Origin of the sequence: Rhizobium sp. UBA1881 (assembly GCF_002338015.1) — a bacterium.
In the GTDB taxonomy this organism is placed as follows: Bacteria; Pseudomonadota; Alphaproteobacteria; order Rhizobiales; family Rhizobiaceae; genus Rhizobium.
In genome coordinates this window covers 1-17634 of the sequence record NZ_DDHH01000110.1, presented here as the reverse complement: position 1 = coordinate 17634, position 17634 = coordinate 1, and the positions used below count along the sequence as shown (strand labels likewise).

At 60.9% G+C, this 17634-nt stretch carries 16 protein-coding genes; 7 read left to right on the top strand and 9 right to left on the bottom strand.

Features of this window, described 5'->3' with window-relative positions:
* The coding region (locus B3605_RS13200; RefSeq protein WP_296434406.1) for an ABC transporter substrate-binding protein at positions 1–232 on the bottom strand (232 nt) is incomplete at its 3' end.
* Positions 233–408: 176 nt separating this feature from the next.
* Here B3605_RS13200 and B3605_RS13195 point away from each other — a divergent pair.
* A complete protein-coding gene (locus B3605_RS13195; protein WP_162725226.1) occupies positions 409–633 on the top strand; it encodes a hypothetical protein in 225 nt (74 codons plus the stop codon).
* Between the two features lie 31 nt (positions 634–664).
* Here B3605_RS13195 and B3605_RS13190 read toward each other — a convergent pair whose 3' ends face one another.
* The 5 genes from B3605_RS13190 to B3605_RS13170 all read right to left on the bottom strand — a co-directional run bounded on the left by B3605_RS13190 (position 665) and on the right by B3605_RS13170 (position 4796).
* On the bottom strand, positions 665–982 hold the full coding sequence (locus B3605_RS13190; RefSeq protein WP_018897310.1) for an ArsR/SmtB family transcription factor: 318 nt from the start codon (positions 980–982) through the stop codon (positions 665–667).
* 93 nt (positions 983–1075) lie between these two features.
* Positions 1076–1831, bottom strand: coding sequence for a HugZ family protein (locus B3605_RS13185; protein WP_112942958.1), 756 nt, complete (start codon positions 1829–1831; stop codon positions 1076–1078).
* A 32-nt stretch (positions 1832–1863) separates the two neighbouring features.
* A complete protein-coding gene (gene choV / locus B3605_RS13180; protein WP_112942959.1) occupies positions 1864–2916 on the bottom strand; it encodes a choline ABC transporter ATP-binding protein in 1053 nt (350 codons plus the stop codon).
* On the bottom strand, positions 2913–3758 hold the full coding sequence (gene choW / locus B3605_RS13175; RefSeq protein ID WP_018897313.1) for a choline ABC transporter permease subunit: 846 nt from the start codon (positions 3756–3758) through the stop codon (positions 2913–2915). Before choW ends, choV begins: the two co-directional genes overlap by 4 nt.
* 81 nt (positions 3759–3839) lie before the next feature.
* Positions 3840–4796, bottom strand: a complete 957-nt coding sequence (locus tag B3605_RS13170) for a choline ABC transporter substrate-binding protein (protein ID WP_018897314.1) — start codon at positions 4794–4796, stop codon at positions 3840–3842.
* A gap of 234 nt (positions 4797–5030) precedes the next feature.
* Between B3605_RS13170 and B3605_RS13165 the strand changes: the two genes are divergently transcribed.
* The 3 genes from B3605_RS13165 (at position 5031) to B3605_RS13155 (ending at position 8031) form a co-directional block, all read left to right on the top strand.
* Positions 5031–5636 (top strand): thymidine kinase, encoded by a 606-nt coding sequence (locus B3605_RS13165; RefSeq protein ID WP_112942960.1) that lies wholly within the window; start codon positions 5031–5033, stop codon positions 5634–5636.
* Positions 5637–5702: 66 nt separating this feature from the next.
* On the top strand, positions 5703–6776 hold the full coding sequence (locus B3605_RS13160; RefSeq protein WP_112942961.1) for a hypothetical protein: 1074 nt from the start codon (positions 5703–5705) through the stop codon (positions 6774–6776).
* A gap of 124 nt (positions 6777–6900) precedes the next feature.
* Positions 6901–8031 carry a DUF2333 family protein gene (locus B3605_RS13155; protein WP_112942962.1) on the top strand — a complete coding sequence of 377 codons (1131 nt, stop codon included), beginning with the start codon at positions 6901–6903 and terminating at the stop codon, positions 8029–8031.
* A 34-nt stretch (positions 8032–8065) separates the two neighbouring features.
* Here B3605_RS13155 and B3605_RS13150 read toward each other — a convergent pair whose 3' ends face one another.
* Together B3605_RS13150 and B3605_RS13145 are read right to left on the bottom strand one after the other, a co-directional pair.
* Positions 8066–8785 carry a helix-turn-helix transcriptional regulator gene (locus B3605_RS13150; protein WP_112942963.1) on the bottom strand — a complete coding sequence of 240 codons (720 nt, stop codon included), beginning with the start codon at positions 8783–8785 and terminating at the stop codon, positions 8066–8068.
* A gap of 275 nt (positions 8786–9060) precedes the next feature.
* Entirely contained in the window at positions 9061–9573 is a 513-nt protein-coding gene (locus tag B3605_RS13145; protein WP_112942964.1) for a TIGR00645 family protein, read from the bottom strand.
* Between the two features lie 152 nt (positions 9574–9725).
* Between B3605_RS13145 and B3605_RS13140 the strand changes: the two genes are divergently transcribed.
* Positions 9726–11405 (top strand): formate--tetrahydrofolate ligase, encoded by a 1680-nt coding sequence (locus B3605_RS13140; protein WP_112942965.1) that lies wholly within the window; start codon positions 9726–9728, stop codon positions 11403–11405.
* 75 nt (positions 11406–11480) lie between these two features.
* On the opposite strand, the gene B3605_RS13135 is transcribed toward B3605_RS13140, so the two are convergent.
* A complete protein-coding gene (locus B3605_RS13135; protein WP_409457214.1) occupies positions 11481–12431 on the bottom strand; it encodes an extensin family protein in 951 nt (316 codons plus the stop codon).
* A gap of 261 nt (positions 12432–12692) precedes the next feature.
* Between B3605_RS13135 and B3605_RS13130 the strand changes: the two genes are divergently transcribed.
* On the top strand, positions 12693–14999 hold the full coding sequence (locus tag B3605_RS13130) for a TonB-dependent hemoglobin/transferrin/lactoferrin family receptor (protein WP_112942967.1): 2307 nt from the start codon (positions 12693–12695) through the stop codon (positions 14997–14999).
* Positions 15000–15248: 249 nt separating this feature from the next.
* Positions 15249–17438 (top strand): anthranilate synthase, encoded by a 2190-nt coding sequence (locus B3605_RS13125; protein ID WP_112973828.1) that lies wholly within the window; start codon positions 15249–15251, stop codon positions 17436–17438.
* The last annotated feature ends 196 nt before the right edge of the window (positions 17439–17634 follow it).

Here is a 17634-nt window from a genome sequence, read left to right as displayed (position 1 = left end):
GCTTGGGTTCGCCTGCGTCGTCAGCGGTCTTCAGCACGACCTTCTCGCCGAGGATGCCGCCGGCCTTGTTGATTTCGTCAACGGCGGTCTGGGCGCCGTTCTTCACCTGGTCGCCGTAAGCGGCAACCGGGCCGGTCAGCGGTGCGATCAGGCCGATGGTGATGTCGGCATGCGCCAGCGGCGCGAAAGAGATGGAGGCAACCAGCGCCGCCGTCAGGGTCTTCAGAGTCATTTTGTCTCTCCTTGGATGGGTCTTCGACCCGCGACTGTCCTGCCGCTGCGATCAATCCAGGCCGTACAAACATCCATTTTCGGATGCGCCAAAGACGACGGATTGCGCGCGGCAAACGCGCCAATCGGCCATGTTTGGCTCGAAGGACGCATGGCAAGTTTATTAGGAATTTCGAGGTGAATGCGCAAGAAGATAAAGAAACGCGGCCGGTTTTTGCCATGATTGGCAAAAATCACACCGGTTTTGGCAAAGTTGGATCAAGTTTTCGCGATTTTGGAGCGGTAGCGGCGGCGGCGCAGTCGCGTGTCTTGGACTTGAACGCACAAAAAAGGATCGGCAAACCAGAGGTCGCCGATCCATCAATATCAAATGGTGCTAAAAACAGTCAGCCGCTCCATTGAGAAGCGACCAGAAACAACGTGATGTGGGATATCAGGCCGCGGACTTGGCGCGGACGGGTTCGGCGTAGATCTGCGTCAGGGTTTCGAGAATGCGGATGACCTGATCGGACGTGCTGGAGTAGTAGATCGTCTGTGCGTCGCGGCGGGTCTTGACCAGCTTCTGGGCGCGCAGCTTGGAGAGGTGCTGCGACAGTGCCGACTGGCTGAGGCCGACTTCGGTGGCCAGCGCGCCAACGGGGATCTCACCCTTGACGAGATTACAGAGGATCAGAAGTCGCTTGGGATTTGCCATTGCGGACAACAGTGCGGCGGCAACGTTCGCGTGAGCGGTCAAATCAATTGTGTCCATAATCATCTTCCCATGGAAACGGAATTCAAAAAAACGTCTGCCTGAAATTGCCGACGCTGAAAACTAGCAAGAGGGGTTCAAGATTGTATATAGCTAAATTTCAGGTATTGAGTATTTCATGTTAGATATATGTGAATAAAGTTCAACGCGGCTGCTAACAGGTGTGTCAAACTCGTGTCGCACCAGCAAATCGCCCGAAATCACATCAAAACCGGCGCAATCGACTCCACAAATAGCCCATTTGGTGCCTGTACGGGCTTTATGCGCGATCGCTGTTTTCCTTGCCAAATCCGGCTCCTGGGCTAGCAAATCTTGCACTACCTCGGCAGCGCTCGAGGCAAGCTCTTCGTTGGCAGCCGAGCGGATGATCAGTTCCTCTCCGCCCAAAATGTAGGCCCGGCCGAAGCCGCCATTGAGGCTGGCGCTCTCGGGAATCAGCCGGAAAAACCTGAAATCCGGGAAATCGACGTAGAGTTTCGCCTTGGAATGGCGGGCCAGAAAACGGTCACGAATGCGTGTGTGGGCCGTGCTGTCGCGCTCGACGGCTGCCGCGCGACACTGAGTCGTCAGCCGCGCATACGCCAGCGGGTCGCCCTTGCCGGGCTCGCCGGTCAGAAGCGAGGCGCGCGGATCGGCATCGAGCGCGCGGGTGTGCGCCGAAAGACCGGAGACGAGGATGACGGGAACGCCATCGAAATCGGTGCCGAGGAGCACGCGGCTGGAGAAGGGGAAGCCGGTTTTGGGGTCGAGGACCGCAATGGCGGCGTAGCGGGCGGAGCGGAGAAGAGTGCGCGCCAGCTTGCGCGCCTCTTCGTCCGTTTCCCTGATGACAGAAGCTTGATCTTTCATGTCCACTTTTCTGGCGCAAGCGGACGGCTGGATCAAGCCTGTTCTTTCTTCCTGTGCTGCGTCAAACCGGCGACGACATCCTGGGCGGAAATCGTGCCGATGATGGCGCCGTTTTCGACCACGCCGATGCTGCCCGGCTGGCGGGAGAGCGCGTCCAGAATATCGATCAGCGGGGTCTCGGCCTTGGCCGTGCCGCTGACGCTGGCACTGCTTGCTGCATCGCCGAGGCCCGCATGCATGACGTCGCGGGCGGTCAGCATGCTGATCGGGTTCATGTGCTGGACGAAATCGGCGACATACTGGTCGGCCGGGTTCTTGACGATATCCTGCGGCGTGCCGCACTGGATGATGCGCCCGCCTTCCATGATGGCGATGCGGTTGCCGATGCGGAAGGCCTCGTCGAGATCGTGGCTGACGAAGAGGATGGTCTTCTTCAGGCGGCGCTGGAACTCGAGCAGTTCATCCTGCAGGCGGGTGCGGATGAGCGGATCGAGTGCCGAGAACGGCTCGTCCATCAGAAGGATCGGCGCGCCGGTCGCAAAGGCGCGGGCAAGGCCGACGCGCTGCTGCATGCCGCCGGAGAGTTCGTTGACCTTGCGGTCGGCCCATTTGGTGAGGTTGACCAGCTCGAGCTGTTCGGCGACGCGCTTCTTGCGCTCGCCCTCGGCCATGCCCGCGAGTTCGAGGCCGAAGCCGACATTGTCGGCGACCGTGCGCCATGGGAGCAGCGCGAACTGCTGGAACACCATCGAGACCGTGTGCATGCGCAGATCGCGCAGGCCCTTGGCCGAGGTCTTGTAGGGATTGACCGGGCCTGATGCGCTGTTGACGGTGACCTCGCCGCGTACGACGGGGGCGAGCCCGTTGACGGCGCGCAGAAGGGTCGACTTGCCGGAGCCGGAAAGGCCCATGAGCACGAGGATTTCGCCCTCCTGGATTTCCAGCGAGGCATCGGCCACGCCGAGGACGAGCCCGGTTTCGGCGCCGATCTCGTCGCGGGTCTTGCCCTTGTCGGCAAGGGTGAGGGCGGCCTCCGGCTTGTCGCCGAAGACGATGCTGACATTGTCGAAGCGAACAGCGGTCATGCGCCGTCTCCTTCACCCGCCACGCGGAACATTCGGTCGAGGATGATCGCCAGGATGACGATGCAGAGACCTGCCTCGAAGCCCTTGGCGACGTTGACGGTGTTGAGCGCGCGAACGACGGGAACGCCGAGGCCGTCGGCGCCGACCAGCGCCGCGATGACGACCATCGACAGCGAGAGCATGATCGTCTGCGTCAGGCCGGCCATGATCTGCGGCGTGGCATAGGGAAGCTCGACCTTGCGCAGCACCTGCATCGGAGTTGCGCCGAAGGATTCGGCGGCTTCCACCAGCGAGGGCGGCGTCGAGATGATGCCGAGGCGCGTGAGGCGGATGGGGGCGGGGATGGCGAAGATCACGGTGGCGATGAGGCCGGGCACCATGCCGAGGCCGAAAAGGATAAGCGCTGGGATAAGATAGACGAATGTTGGAATGGTCTGCATCAAGTCGAGGATCGGCCGCAGCAGCGAATTCACCCAGGGGCGGCGGGCAGCCGCGATGCCAAGGGGAATGCCGACGATCATGCTGACGAAGGTCGAGGCAAGCACCAGCGCCAGCGTCGCGGTCGTTTCCTTCCAGTAGCCCTGGTTCATGATGAACAGCAGCCCAAGACAGGTGAAGACAGCGACGACGACCGAGCGCCTCAGCCAGTAGGCGATGGCGGTGATCGCCAGCACGACGATCAGCGGGTGCGGCTTCTGCAGGACGAACAGGATCCCGTCGATGACGTGGGACAGCACGAAGGCAAGCTGGTTGAAGAACCAGTCGGCATTGGAGGTGAGCCAATCCACGAAGGCTTTCGCCCAAGGACCAATGGGAATTTTAAAGTCGGTGATCCAGTTCAAGGGCGTGCCTATCCAGAAAGAACAACAACAGGGGCGAGGATAGCGAAAACGGGGTGGTCAGAGCCACCCCGTCTTTCGATATCAGAGGCCGAGGCTTTTCTTGACGGCGGCAACGCCGTCGCCGCTGCCGTCAAGCGTCTTGACGCCTGCGAGCCACGGCTCGATTGCCGTCGGATTGGCCTTCAGCCATTCCGTCGCGGCCTTTTCCGGCTCGTCGCCGTCGTTCAGGATCTTGCCCATGATCTGGTTCTCCATCGGGAGAGAGAAGACCATGTTCTTGAGCATGGTGCCGACGTTCGGGCATTCGGTCAGATAGTTGGCGCGAACGTTGGTGAACACCTTGGCGCCGCCGAAGTCAGGACCGAAAACGTCGTCGCCACCCGTGAGATAGGTGAGCTTAAAGTTTTCGTTCATCGGATGCGGCGCCCAGCCGAGGAAGACGACCGGCTTGCCGGCCTTCTCGGCGCGTGCAACCTGCGCCAGCATGCCCTGCTCGGAGGATTCGACGACCTCCATGCCCTTCATGCCGAAGGTATCCTTCTCGATCATGTTCATGACGAGACGGTTGCCGTCGTTGCCCGGCTCGATGCCGTAGATCTTGCCTTCGAGATCTTCCTTGTGGGCGGCGATGTCCTTGAAGTCCTTGATGCCGAGTTCGGCGCCCTTGGCGTTGGTCGCCAATGTGTATTTCGCGCCGGTCAGGTTCGGGCCGAAGGATTCGACCGACTTGTCGTCGATGAAGGGACGAACGTCCTTTTCCTGGGTCGGCATCCAGTTGCCGAGGAAGATGTCGATGTCCTTGTTCTTCAGCGACTGGTAGGTGACCGGTACGGAAAGAACCTTCACGTCGGGGGTGTATCCGAGACCCTTGAGGATCACGGATGCGGTTGCTGTTGTCGCGGTGATATCGGTCCAGCCCACATCCGACAGATGGACGGTGGAGCAGCTGGCGGGATCAGCGGAATATGCGGCGGTTGCGACAGAGAGTGCAGCAACGGCTGTGGCAGTGATCAGTTTGAATGCGCTTGTCGTTTTCATTTATAGACTCCCAGTCTTACGTTCCCAAGCCAATCACCAATAGCCGAGTTTTACAAGCGACCTCAGTGCGTTTGCGCCGCATTGCGGTATCCGATTGCGACGTGTCGTATTTAATGGATCGCTTGAATTTTGTCAGTTTTGAAGGGGTTTTCAGGCAATTTTCTGTGATTAACGACTGCCGGGGGTTTTCTTGATCGTATCCAGCTTTCAAGAAGCGGAGAGACGGAGAATGCAATGGCGAAGCTCTACTTCAACTACTCGACGATGAATGCTGGCAAATCGACGATGCTGCTGCAGGCCGCGTATAATTACGAGGAGCGCGGCATGCGCGTTCTCCTGCTGATCGCGGCGTTCGACGAGCGGGCGGGCAGGGGCATCATCGGCTCGCGGATCGGGCTGCAGGCCAATGCCGTCGCCTTCGAGCAGGATGCCGACCTCCTGGCGCTGATCGCCGAGCAGGGGGCTGCGGGCGAACCGATTGCCTGCGTCTTCGTCGACGAGGCGCATTTCATGACGCGCGAGCATATCTGGCAGCTGGCGCGTGTCGTCGACCGGCTCAATATCCCCGTCATGGTCTACGGGCTGCGCACGGATTTCCAGGGCAAGCTGTTTCCGGCTTCGCAGGAGCTGATGGCGATCTCGGACGAGATGCGCGAAGTGCGCACCATCTGCCATTGCGGCCGCAAGGCGACGATGGTCGTGCGCCTCGACGGCAATGGCGCGGTGGCCCGGGAAGGGGCGCAGATCGAGGTCGGGGGCAACGAGAAATACGTGTCGCTCTGCCGCCGCCACTGGGACGACGCCATGAACGGCGAATGGGTCGCCGAGGCGGTCGAGTAAACCGCTGCTTCCATTTGAGAATGAACGGCTCTAGTTTGACGGCATTCGATTCCCCGGGGATATCAGGTGCGCAAGCCTGTCTCGTTTGACACCACATTTGATGCAGCCAGTGCGATTGCCGACGAACTGCCGGTAAAGGTCAAGACCTGCGCCGATTTCGTCGGCGAGTTCGCGCGCCATCCTGCCGAGATCGACGACGAGCGCTTTCTGGTCGAAAACGAACGCTTTCAGGGCTTTGCCGCTGATGCCAGGAACCTCGCGGAGCTGCTTGCCGAACTGGTGGCGACGCTGGATGCGATGACCGTCAGGGTGTCATCCGATCTCGACAGTTTCCGCGGGCTGACGGCGACCGAGCGGTTCATCGGGCATTTCTCGCGCCAGCGCATGTGGCGGCGCCACAGCAGCCGTGTCAGGGCCGCGCCCGTGGTCGAGCGGCTGCGCGATCTGATGGTGAAGTCCGACGGGGTTGCCGGGCTGATCACGCACCATCGCGCGGTCGTCCTCACCGCCCACAAGGAGGCCGAGCGCAGGCTGGTCGATATCGTCGAGCGCCGCCGCCGTCTGGTCGACGAGATCGACATCGCCCGCATCCGCATCAAGGAGCTCAACGCCAAGGCGCTGACGACGCAGGGGCGCATCGGGGTTTACGGCAGCAAGGCCGAGTGGGACCGGATGGAAGAGGAGCGCAAGGCGCTGAAGGCGCAGGCCGATGAGGTCTCCACCCGCGAGCACGAATTGCGCGACGAGAGCCAGCGGCGCGAGCGCTTTATCGGGATCTTCCAGCTTCTGGTGGATGGGCTGAACACCGAGATCGGCCAATGCAACACGCTGATGCGCAAGCTGATGATCGATACGGAAGAGCGCCTTTTGATATATCAGGCCCAGGTCGATACCGATATTCCGGGCTCGAAGGTGCAGATTTCGTCGGAACTGTTTCCCAACATCGCCGATGCCATCGTTCTCTTCGAGCGCGACATGCTGCTGCCGCAGGAGATCGAGCATCGCAAGCGCACCGCCGACGCGCAGTTCGGCAAGAAGTTTCCCGCTTATGCGCATCAGAACGAGGATGTGCCGGGCGCGCCTTTGATCGACACCATGAAGATCTCCTCGCGGCTGCGCTTCCGGATGCCGCGCCTCTAAGCCAATGCGCCTCTAGGCTAGGCCGAAGAAACAATAATATCAGCACGATGTTGCCGTTTCGGATGCGGATGCATATTTGAGAGCGGGTGAAACACTCGCTTTTGGATGCAGAGGGGAATGGGCGATGCTTGACGGAATCTCCGGTTTTTTCAGATCGATCGGCCGGGCGATTGGTCGTTGGGCGCGGCTTTTCGTGGCCTGGGCCTTCTGGCCGTTGATGGCCGCGCGCGGCTGGTATGGTCGCCGCAGCTGGCTGGTCAGGCTTCCCGTCATCGGCGTGCTTTTGCTGCTCATCCTGATGTACGGCTATTTCTTCGTTCAGACGCAGATGTGGACCGGCTTCAACCCGTCCTTCGTCGACCAGTACAAGCTTGCCGAACGCAAGGTTCAGGTTGGCCAGGAAATCCCGCCCGCCGATGGCGCGACCACGCCTGCGGCCAAGACCTGCCAACGCTCGGCGATCGTCGACGTCACGGCCGATCTCACCGATTTCAACGTCAACCAGAACTCATGGATCTCCTCCATGCTGCTCTATCGTCTCGGTTTCTTCGGGATCGACTGGGATCACACGCCGTTTCTCGACAACAAGGCCTCGTTCCAGCGCGGCGTGAACCAGGCCCTGCGCCGCACCTCGGCGGAGCTCGTCGATACGCTGGGCCGCGTGCGCGGCACCTCCGGCATCAACAATGATCTGCAGAGCGCGCGCGGTAACCTGCAGTTCGACGAGTATAGCTGGTATTTCGGTCTCAATCCCTTTGGCCCGAAGACGCCGACGCCGAGCTACTATCGCTCGGCGATCGACAGCCTTCGCAAGTTCAATACGGATCTCTCCAACTGCAACGCGGTCTTCGATACGCGCGCCGACAACCTCATCCAGTTCATCGACCGTATCGCCAACGATCTCGGCGGCACCGCCGACATGCTGGCGGAGCGCTCGGCCAATCATGCGAGCGGCTGGTTCGACACGCGCGCCGACGATCGCTTCTGGTTCGCCTATGGCCAGCTCTACGGCTACTACGCCATTCTGGCCGCTGCCCAATCGGACTTTTCGCGGGTGATCGCAGAGCGCAATCTTGGCGCGCTCTATGGTGCTACGAATGCTCAGTTCCAGGCGGCGTTGCGCATCCAGCCGGCGATCATTTCCAACGGCCGCGAGGACGGCTGGATCATGCCGAGCCATCTGGCGACGATGGGCTTCTACATTCTGAGAGTGCGCTCGAACCTGGTGGAGATGCGCGCGGTGCTCGGCCGATAAGGGCGAGCACTTTGGTTGCGCGTTTGGTTTGGCGTCAGGTGATCAGCTTGTAGCGGATCGCCTTGGCGACCAGCTGGGTGCGGTTGACGCAGTCGAGCTTCTTGATGGCGCTGGTCATGTAGGCGTTGACCGTGTGGTCCGACAGCGACAGGATCTGGCCGATCTCGATGGAGGTCTTGCCCTGCGATGTCCAGCGCACGACCTCGCGCTCGCGGGCGGACAGCGGCGGGTGCTCGTTGGCCTTGGCCGATTTCACCAGATTGAAGGCATCGAGCGCGTGCAGCATCAGCATGTTGAGCTCGTTGACTTCCGCCTGCCCGAGCGGCGAGCGTGTGCCGGAGAACCAGAACAGCAGCCGCTGGTTATCTGCGGTATAGGCCGGGAAGGAGATACCGAGCCGCATGTCGAAGTCGTTTTTCAGCTCGCTGAATTCGGCGGGCAAAATGCCTGTCTTGTCGCAAAGGGTCCAATGCCTCGGCAGGGCCGAGGCGGCGACGCCTGTCGAAAACATCGGCAGCTGCATGAAGCGGGCGCGGTCGAACCTGCTGATGTAGTCGGCGGGAAGATTGCTTTCGATCAGCAGGGACTTGAGCAGGAAGCTCTCGGACGTTGGCGCGTCCATCAAAGTGGCGTACTTGAAACCGAAAGCCTCGGCGATGCGGACCAGAACTTGAGCGAATGCCGGCCTGGTCTTCACGGCTGCGATTTCAGCCGTCAATACTGACTGCCTCTCCGAGGTAGTTACGTACGACATTAACAATTTCCTGCGCCCCAACAACTTCAAACATAAGATCGACTATCTGATATATTTGCTAGTCGGAAATTGTGCAGCGCACATTGAATAGATTAATGTGTTATAATTTAAACACGAAAAATCTCTCAATGGTTGTTTTTAGATTCTTGTAAATCAACCTTTTGTCGATTTGGGCCGATCCGCTCACGAATTGAGCGTTATGGCAAATGAAAAGGCAATGATTTGCCTTGCGCCATATGTCGCAGGCGGCTTAGCCGCCCGCGAATCAGTCGGCTCTAGATCTTCGAGCTGTCTTTTGCCTTTTTCATCAGCTGCTCGAGGAAACCGAGCATGACGGCGGAGACGACGAAGGCGAGATGCATGGCTGTCAGCCACATGATCTTGCTGTCGGTGAACTGGTTCGAATTCAGGAAGACCTGCAGCAGGTGGATCGACGAGATGGCGACGATCGACGAGGCGACCTTGATCTTGAGGCTGCCGGAATCGAGCTTGCCGATGAAGGAGACATCGGTCTCGTTGTCGTCGAAGCGGCTGACGAAATTCTCGTAGCCCGAGATCATCACCATGACGATCAGGCTGGCGACCAGCGCCGCGTCGATGAGGCCGAGCATCGCCAGGATCATCTCGCCTTCGTCATAGGTAAAGACGTTGATCGCCACCTTGGAGAACTTGTAGGCGAAGGAGATCGCGTAGACGGCCAGCGACAGCGCCAGGCCGAGATAGAAGGCGACAAGGATCCAGCGGCTGGACAGGATGATGCGCTCGACGATGAGCTCAAGTGATTTCATGGTTTACCCCCGTAAATGCTGAATCAACGCGTTGGTGATAGAGGCTGCGGGCTGCTGTGCGCAACCGGCGCGGCCTTCAAACTTTCGGTATATTTCACCGGACCATTGGCATAAACGTGACGTTTACGAGACGAAATAGATCTGAGGGCGGCATGGCTGAGTATAAAACCGACATCGAGATCGCGCGTGCCGCGGTGAAAAAACCGATCTACGAGATCGGCGACAGGCTCGGCATTCCGGCGGCTCAGCTCTCGCCCTATGGCCACGACAAGGCGAAGATCAGTGCCGAATTCACGGCCGCGCAGGCGGGCAAGCCTGACGGAAAGCTCATCCTCGTCACCGCCATCAACCCGACGCCGGCGGGCGAGGGCAAGACGACCACGACGGTGGGCCTCGGCGACGGGCTGAACCGGATCGGCAAGAAGGCCGTCATCTGCGTGCGCGAGCCATCGCTCGGACCCTGCTTCGGGGTGAAAGGCGGGGCGGCCGGCGGCGGCTATGCGCAAGTCGTGCCGATGGAGGATATCAACCTCCATTTCACCGGCGATTTCCATGCCATCACCGCGGCGCACAATCTGCTCTCGGCGATGATCGACAATCACATCTACTGGGGCAACGCGCTCGATATCGACGTGCGCCGCATCACCTGGCGGCGGGTGATGGATATGAACGACCGGGCGCTGCGCGAGATCGTCGCTTCGCTGGGCGGGGTCTCCAACGGGTTTCCGCGCGAGAGCGGCTTCGACATCACCGTCGCCTCCGAAGTGATGGCGATCCTGTGCCTGGCGTCCGACCTTCACGACCTGGAAGAGCGCCTCGGCAACATCATCATCGGCTATCGCTTCGACAAGACGCCTGTATTCGCGCGCGACCTGAATGCCGATGGCGCCATGGCCGTGCTTCTCAAGGATGCGATGCAGCCGAACCTGGTGCAGACGCTGGAGAACAATCCGGCGCTGGTGCATGGCGGCCCATTTGCCAATATCGCCCACGGCTGCAACTCCGTCATCGCCACCAAGACGGCGCTGAAGCTTGCCGATTACGTCGTGACCGAGGCGGGCTTTGGCGCCGATCTCGGCGCGGAGAAATTCTTCGACATCAAGTGCCGCAAGGCCGGGCTGAAGCCGGATGCTGCGGTGATCGTGGCGACCGTGCGGGCGCTGAAGATGAATGGCGGCGTGGGGAAGGGCGATCTCGGGCGCGAGGATGTCGGCGCCGTGACGCGCGGTTGCTCCAACCTTGGCCGCCATGTGGCCAATGTCCGCAAGTTCGGCGTGCCCGTCGTGGTCGCCATCAACCACTTCGTTTCCGACACGGATGCGGAGGTGCAGGCGGTGAAGGCCTATGTCGCGCATCTCGGCGCGGAAGCCATCGTCTGCCGCCACTGGGCGGAAGGCTCGGCGGGCATCGAGGAGTTGGCCTGGAAAGTGGTGGAGATGGCCGAATCCGGCAACGCCAACTTCGCGCCGATCTATCCCGACGCCATGCCGCTCATCGAAAAGATCGAGGAGGTCGCGGCGCAGATCTATCACGCCGGCGAAGTCAGCGTGCCGAAGACGGTGCGCGACCAGCTGAAGGTCTGGGAAGAGCAGGGCTATGGCGATCTGCCCGTCTGCATCGCCAAGACGCAATATTCCTTCTCGACCGACCCCAACCTGCGCGGCGCGCCGGAGGGGCACGTCGTTTCGGTGCGCGAAGTGCGACTATCGGCGGGCGCCGGCTTCGTGGTCGTCATCACCGGCGAGATCATGACCATGCCCGGCCTGCCGAAATCGCCGGCCGCCGAGCGCATCCATCTGAATGAGGATGGGGCGGTCGAGGGGTTGTTTTAGCTTTCTAGATTGCTTCAAGAGGCTCGGCATCCGATTCATCCAGTCGCCACAAGCCGCTGACGCTACTGCCATTTTTCAATGGCAATAGCGGTATCCGCCCTTGCGCTCGAGCACGTCGAGATGGAAGTGGGTCTCGTGGGCAGCGTCGCTTTCGGGGTCGAGGACCGTCGTGAAATAGAGGCAGCCGGCGGCGCTGACGGTGCGTTGGAACGCGCCGATCAAGGTCGAATCCTCGCGCCTTGGCTTGACCGCGATATCCTCGCCCTTCTCGAAGCTGAAGCTTGCGATATCGACCGCATTGCCGCGCGCGTGTTCGGAGATCTTGCCGGTCTCGGCGCTGTTGCGCAGGCGGCAGATATAGGAGGAGGCCTGGTTGATGGTGGTGATGCGACCCTGATCGGAGGCCGCAATGGCAGCGGCCGGGATGACCGTTCCCTTCATCCAGCGCGCCAAGGCCAGCGCCACCGGGCAGCGGAAGACGCCATCCGGCTTCAGCTTGATGCCGGGCAGGGCTTCGGTGACCTTGATCGGCTTGTCGATGCCGCAGCCGTTGCCGTCGTCGATACGGCTGAGATCGGTGAAGACGACGCCGAGCGCCTGCAGCTCCTTGACGCATTCGGAGTGGTCGGCATCGCTTTCCGGCTCGATCGTCAGATGCTGGGCCTCTAGCGTCTGCTTGTCGGGGAGGTTGGGGCCCTGCACCTCGCGTTTGGGTGGGGCGGCGTCCTTGCTCGTCGTGTTGGAGGAGCGGGCAGTTTTATCGCCGTCCGAGGTGTTCTCGCCGGGTTTCGTGTCCGGCTTTGGAACATTGGAGCTGGCGGCGTCGGGTTCTGCGACGTCTGGCTTAGTCTCCGGCTTGGGCTGCGGCTTGGGCGCGACATCGACGTTTGCGGGGTCGTCAGCCTGCTGTTCGACCTGCTTGTCGCCTGGTTTTACTTCCGGTTTGGGGCCGGTCTCGGGCAGGCCCGCGCCGGTCAACATGATGAGGCAGAGGAATGCCGTCGCGATATGGGCTGTTTTCTTCACGCATCCATCCATCGTTTCGGTCCCAGCCGTTAACAACGTTTGGAGGCGGATTTCGTTGCAATTTCGCAACGTTGACCTTCATCATGAAAACATGACTGTTCAAATCATGATATCTTGGCGGAATATATTGACAACCATACTCATGTTTTTTATGCGGCAAGAAGAAGGCGGAATTATTCGCCTGAACACCTAGCCAGCCCCTCCAAGCGCAGACGCGCGAAGACCAGCCAGCCCGGTACTTTTTTCATTGAGGGGTTGATTATGGTTATCCGACATTGGCGCTCGGCGCTTTTGGTGAGCGCGGCGTTTGTCTGCGCTGGTCCGGTCTCGCAGGCGCTGGCGCAAAGCGCGCAGACGACGACGCCGGCTGCAAATGCTGAGACGGACGAAAACGGCACGACGCTGCAGAAGATTGTTGTGAAGGGGAAGCGGGTGTCCCCGCCGGCGCCGGGCAGCGCCACCGACACGCCGCTGGCGACCGAGACGACGGCCGCTCAGATCGAGAACAAGCAGATCACCAGCATCAGCGATCTTGGCCGCATTGCCGAGCCGGGCGTCAACTTCAACCGCAACACGGGTGGCGTCAACATTCGCGGTCTTGAAGGTAGCCGCGTTCTGACCACTGTGGACGGCATTCCGCTGACCTTCCTTTCGGACGCGACACGCAGCGCGACCGGTGGTGTCGATACCTTCGACTTCTCTTCGCTCTCGGCTGTTGACGTTCTGCGCGGCGCCGATTCGAGCCGCGCCGGCGGTGGTGCGCTCGGCGGTGTCTTGGCCGTGCGCACGCTGGAGCCGGAAGACCTTATCGAGGAAGGTCGCGATTGGGGCGGCATCGTCAAGTACACATATGACAGCTCCGACAAGAGCTCCTCGCCGTCTGCCGCCATCGCCAAGCGTATCGAGAACACCTCGATCATGTTCCAGGGCGGCTACAAGACCGGCAAGCAGACCGACAGCCAGGGAACCGTTGATACATACGGCCCGACTCGCACAGCGCCGAACCCTTCCGACTACGATCAGCATAACCTGCTGTTCAAGCTGCGCCAGCAGCTCGAAGGCGGCCACACGATCGGCCTGACGGCGGAAAGCTATCGCAAAGATCGTGATACCGACGCCAAGACCAACCAGCTGAGGGTTCTGACGTCGCGCGATCAGTATCTGCCCGGGAACTACTTCACCAACGACGCGTCGGCTCGTGACCGCGTCTCGCTGGACTACAAGTTCCAGTCCGAGAGCGACGACAGCCTCGTGGATTCTGCTTGGGCGTCGCTTTACTGGCAGGATCAGACGCGCGGAACCGGATATAACGGCTATCGCTCCACCTCGGTCATCGGTCCGATCGGTCGTCTGAACGACTATGACGAACGCGCGATCGGCCTCGTCGGCGCTTTGGAAAAGAACGTCGATACCGGTTACCTCGACCATAATTTCGTCTTTGGCTTCGACATCGCTCACGTTACGAGCGAGCAGTATTCGTCGGGCTACGACAATTGCCCGGCACCGCTGCCGAGCGGCGCTTATCCGACCGGCTTCTCGGCGTGCTCCAACCTGCACACCAATCAGGCCGACACGCCGAAGGTTGAGACCGGCCGTATCGGCCTGTATCTCGACGACAAGGTCAGTTTCGGTGATAGCGGCTTCTCGGTTACGCCGGGCGTGCGCTTCGATTGGGTCAAGCATGATCCGAAGATGACCGATGCCTTCGCCGACAACGCCAGCAATCCGGCGCTGCCGAACGGCTTCAACGATACGGCGATATCGCCGAAAATCCGGCTGGAGCAGGAAGTCAACGATCAGGTTCTGCTCTACGGTCAGTGGGCCATGGGCTTCCGTGCACCGACTGCTGGCGAACTGTTCAGCACCTTCGGTGGTCCGGGTACATACCTGCGTATCGGCAATCCTAACCTGAAGTCGGAAACCAGCAATGGCTTCGAAGTCGGTGCCAAGCTCGGCGACGATGATCTCGGTGGCCGCGTGAACCTGTTCTACAACCGCTACCGCAACTTCATCGACACGACGAGCCTGAACGCCGCGCAGGCTGCCGCTCTCGGCTACACGCTGTCGCAGTATCCGCAGGGCGGTATCAGCACCTATAACAACGTGGCGAACGCCGAGATCTTCGGTACGGAAATCTCCGTCCACAAGCGCTTCTCGAACGGCTTCCGCGCTCTGGCGGGCCTCGCTTATGCGGAAGGCAATAACCTCGATACGAAGACCTTCCTGCAGTCCGTGGCACCCCTCAAGGCCGTCGTCAGCGTCGGATACGACACCGAGACTTGGGGTGTTGGCCTCGATTGGACCGGCGTCAAGCATGCGCGGGGCCAGACCATCGGAACCGCGACGTCTACGAGCTACTTCAGCACGCCGGGCTACGGCATCGTCGACCTGACCGCATGGTGGGAGCCAGAGCAGATCAAGGGTCTGAAGATCAACGCCGGCATCTACAACGTCTTCGACAAGACCTACTATGACTATGCCTCGGTCCGCACCGGTGGCTCGCAGCCTCGCGAATACTACTCCGAGCCGGGCCGCACCTTCAAAATCTCGCTGACCCAGCGCTTCTAAACCAATCGAAAGGGCGGCCTCCGGGTCGCCCTTTTTCGTGGCCGCATTCGCCTCTTGCGCTGGCTCTCATCTCACGCTAACAATTCCGCCCATGACCATGTCCTTGAACATCGCAATCTGGTGGTGGGCTCGCTAAGGCGGCCTCGACCAATCGTGTCCAAAGACGACGATGAGCCGCCCGGAAAACACCAGGCGGCTTTTTTTGTTTTTAAGGCCGCCTGTCATCCGGGCCGATAACGGAGTGAAGCAATGGTAACGATCATCAGGGATGACGGAGCGGAGATTTACGAGACCAAGGGTGGCATCACGGTCACGCGGCAGCGCCGGGCGATCCCTTATGCCGACGCGGTCTCCTCCTATATCGACAAGCTCGACGAGCGCCGCGGGGCGGTGTTTTCGTCGAACTACGAATATCCGGGCCGCTACACGCGCTGGGATACGGCCGTGGTCGATCCGCCGCTCGGCATCTCCTGCAACGGCCGCAAGGTCTGGATCGATGCCTATAACGAGCGCGGCGAGGTCATCCTCGGCTTCGTCACCGAGCGGCTGAAGACGATCTTAGAGCTGGAACTCGGCGCCTCGACCAAGCGGCGGCTCGATCTCACCGTGAAGGCGCCGGGCCGGGCGTTCACGGAAGAGGAGCGCTCGAAGATCCCGACCGTCTTCACCGTGCTGCGCGCCGTTACCGATCTCTTCTATTCGCAGGCCGATGCCAGCCTCGGGCTCTATGGCGCCTTCGGCTACGATCTCGCCTTCCAGTTCGACGCCATCAATCTGAAGCTGACGCGTCCCTCCGATCAGCGCGACATGGTGCTTTATCTCCCTGACGAGATTCTGGTCGTCGACAATTATTCGGCCAAGGCCTGGATCGACCGCTACGATTTCGAAAAGGGCGGGCTGACCACCGAGGGTAAGGCGGGCGATATCCCGGCCGAGCCGTTCCAGCGCACCGATACCATCCCGCCGAAGAGCGATCACCGCCCCGGCGAATATTCCGAGCTGGTCGTCAAGGCGAAGGAAAGCTTCCGCAAGGGCGACCTGTTCGAGGTCGTGCCCGGGCAGAAGTTCATGGAGCGCTGCGACAGCAAGCCGTCCGACATTTCCAAGCGTCTGAAGGCGATCAACCCGTCGCCCTATTCCTTCTTCATCAATCTCGGAAACCAGGAATATCTGGTCGGCGCATCGCCCGAGATGTTCGTGCGCGTCTCGGGCCGCCGCATCGAGACCTGCCCGATCTCAGGGACGATCAAGCGCGGTGACGATCCGATTGCCGACTCGGAGCAGATCCTGAAGCTCCTGAACTCGAAGAAGGATGAGTCCGAGCTCACCATGTGCTCGGACGTCGACCGCAACGACAAATCGCGCGTCTGCGAGCCGGGTTCGGTCAAGGTCATCGGCCGCCGGCAGATCGAGATGTATTCGCGCCTGATCCACACGGTGGATCACATCGAAGGTCGCCTGCGCGATGACATGGACGCTTTCGACGGCTTCCTGTCTCATGCCTGGGCGGTCACCGTCACCGGCGCGCCGAAGCTGTGGGCCATGCGCTTCATCGAGAGCCATGAGAAGAGCCCGCGCGCCTGGTATGGCGGCGCGATCGGCATGGTCGGGTTCAATGGCGACATGAATACGGGGCTTACGCTGCGCACCGTGCGCATCAAGGACGGGATCGCCGAAGTCCGGGCAGGGGCGACGCTTCTGAACGATTCCATCCCCGAGGAAGAAGAAGCCGAAACCGAACTGAAGGCGTCCGCCATGCTCTCCGCCATCCGCGATGCCAAGGCCGGCAATACGGCCAAGGCCAGCCGCGACGTCGCCACTGTGGGCAAGGGCGTCAAGATCCTGCTCGTCGACCATGAAGACAGCTTCGTGCATACGCTGGCGAATTATTTCCGCCAGACGGGCGCCGAGGTCTCGACCGTGCGCTCGCCGGTGCCGGAAGAAATCTTCGACCGGCTCGATCCCGATCTTGTCGTGCTTTCGCCCGGTCCCGGCAATCCCAAGGATTTCGACTGCAAGGCGACGATCAAGAAGGCGCGGGCGCGCAACCTGCCGATCTTCGGTGTCTGCCTCGGCCTGCAGGCGATCGCCGAGGCTTATGGTGGCGAGCTCCGCCATCTTGCATTGCCGATGCACGGCAAGCCGTCGCGCATCCGCGTGCTGGAGCCGGGCCTAGTATTCTCCGGCCTCGGCAAGGAAGTCACCGTCGGCCGCTACCACTCGATCTTCGCCGACCCCTCGACCCTGCCGCGCGATTTCATCATCACGGCGGAGAGCGAGGATGGCACGATCATGGGCATCGAGCACGCCAAGGAACCGATCGCGGCCGTGCAGTTCCATCCGGAATCGATCATGACGCTCGGCGGCGACGCCGGCATGCGGATGATCGAGAACGTGGTGGCGCACCTGTCGCGGAAGCGCGCGACGCGGGCGGCTTGAGGGGATTTCTCTTCTCCCCAGCGGGGAGAAGATGTCCGAAGGACAGATGAGGGGGCGAGCGAAGCGAGGCTTTGAGCGTATGCGAAAAGCTGTGTTTTACGGGGTGCCGTGAGGCCCCCCTCATCCGGCTGCCGCCACCTTCTCCCCGCGGGGAGAAGAGACTCGTCGTGGGCCGCTCTCTCTCTCTCTCTCTCTC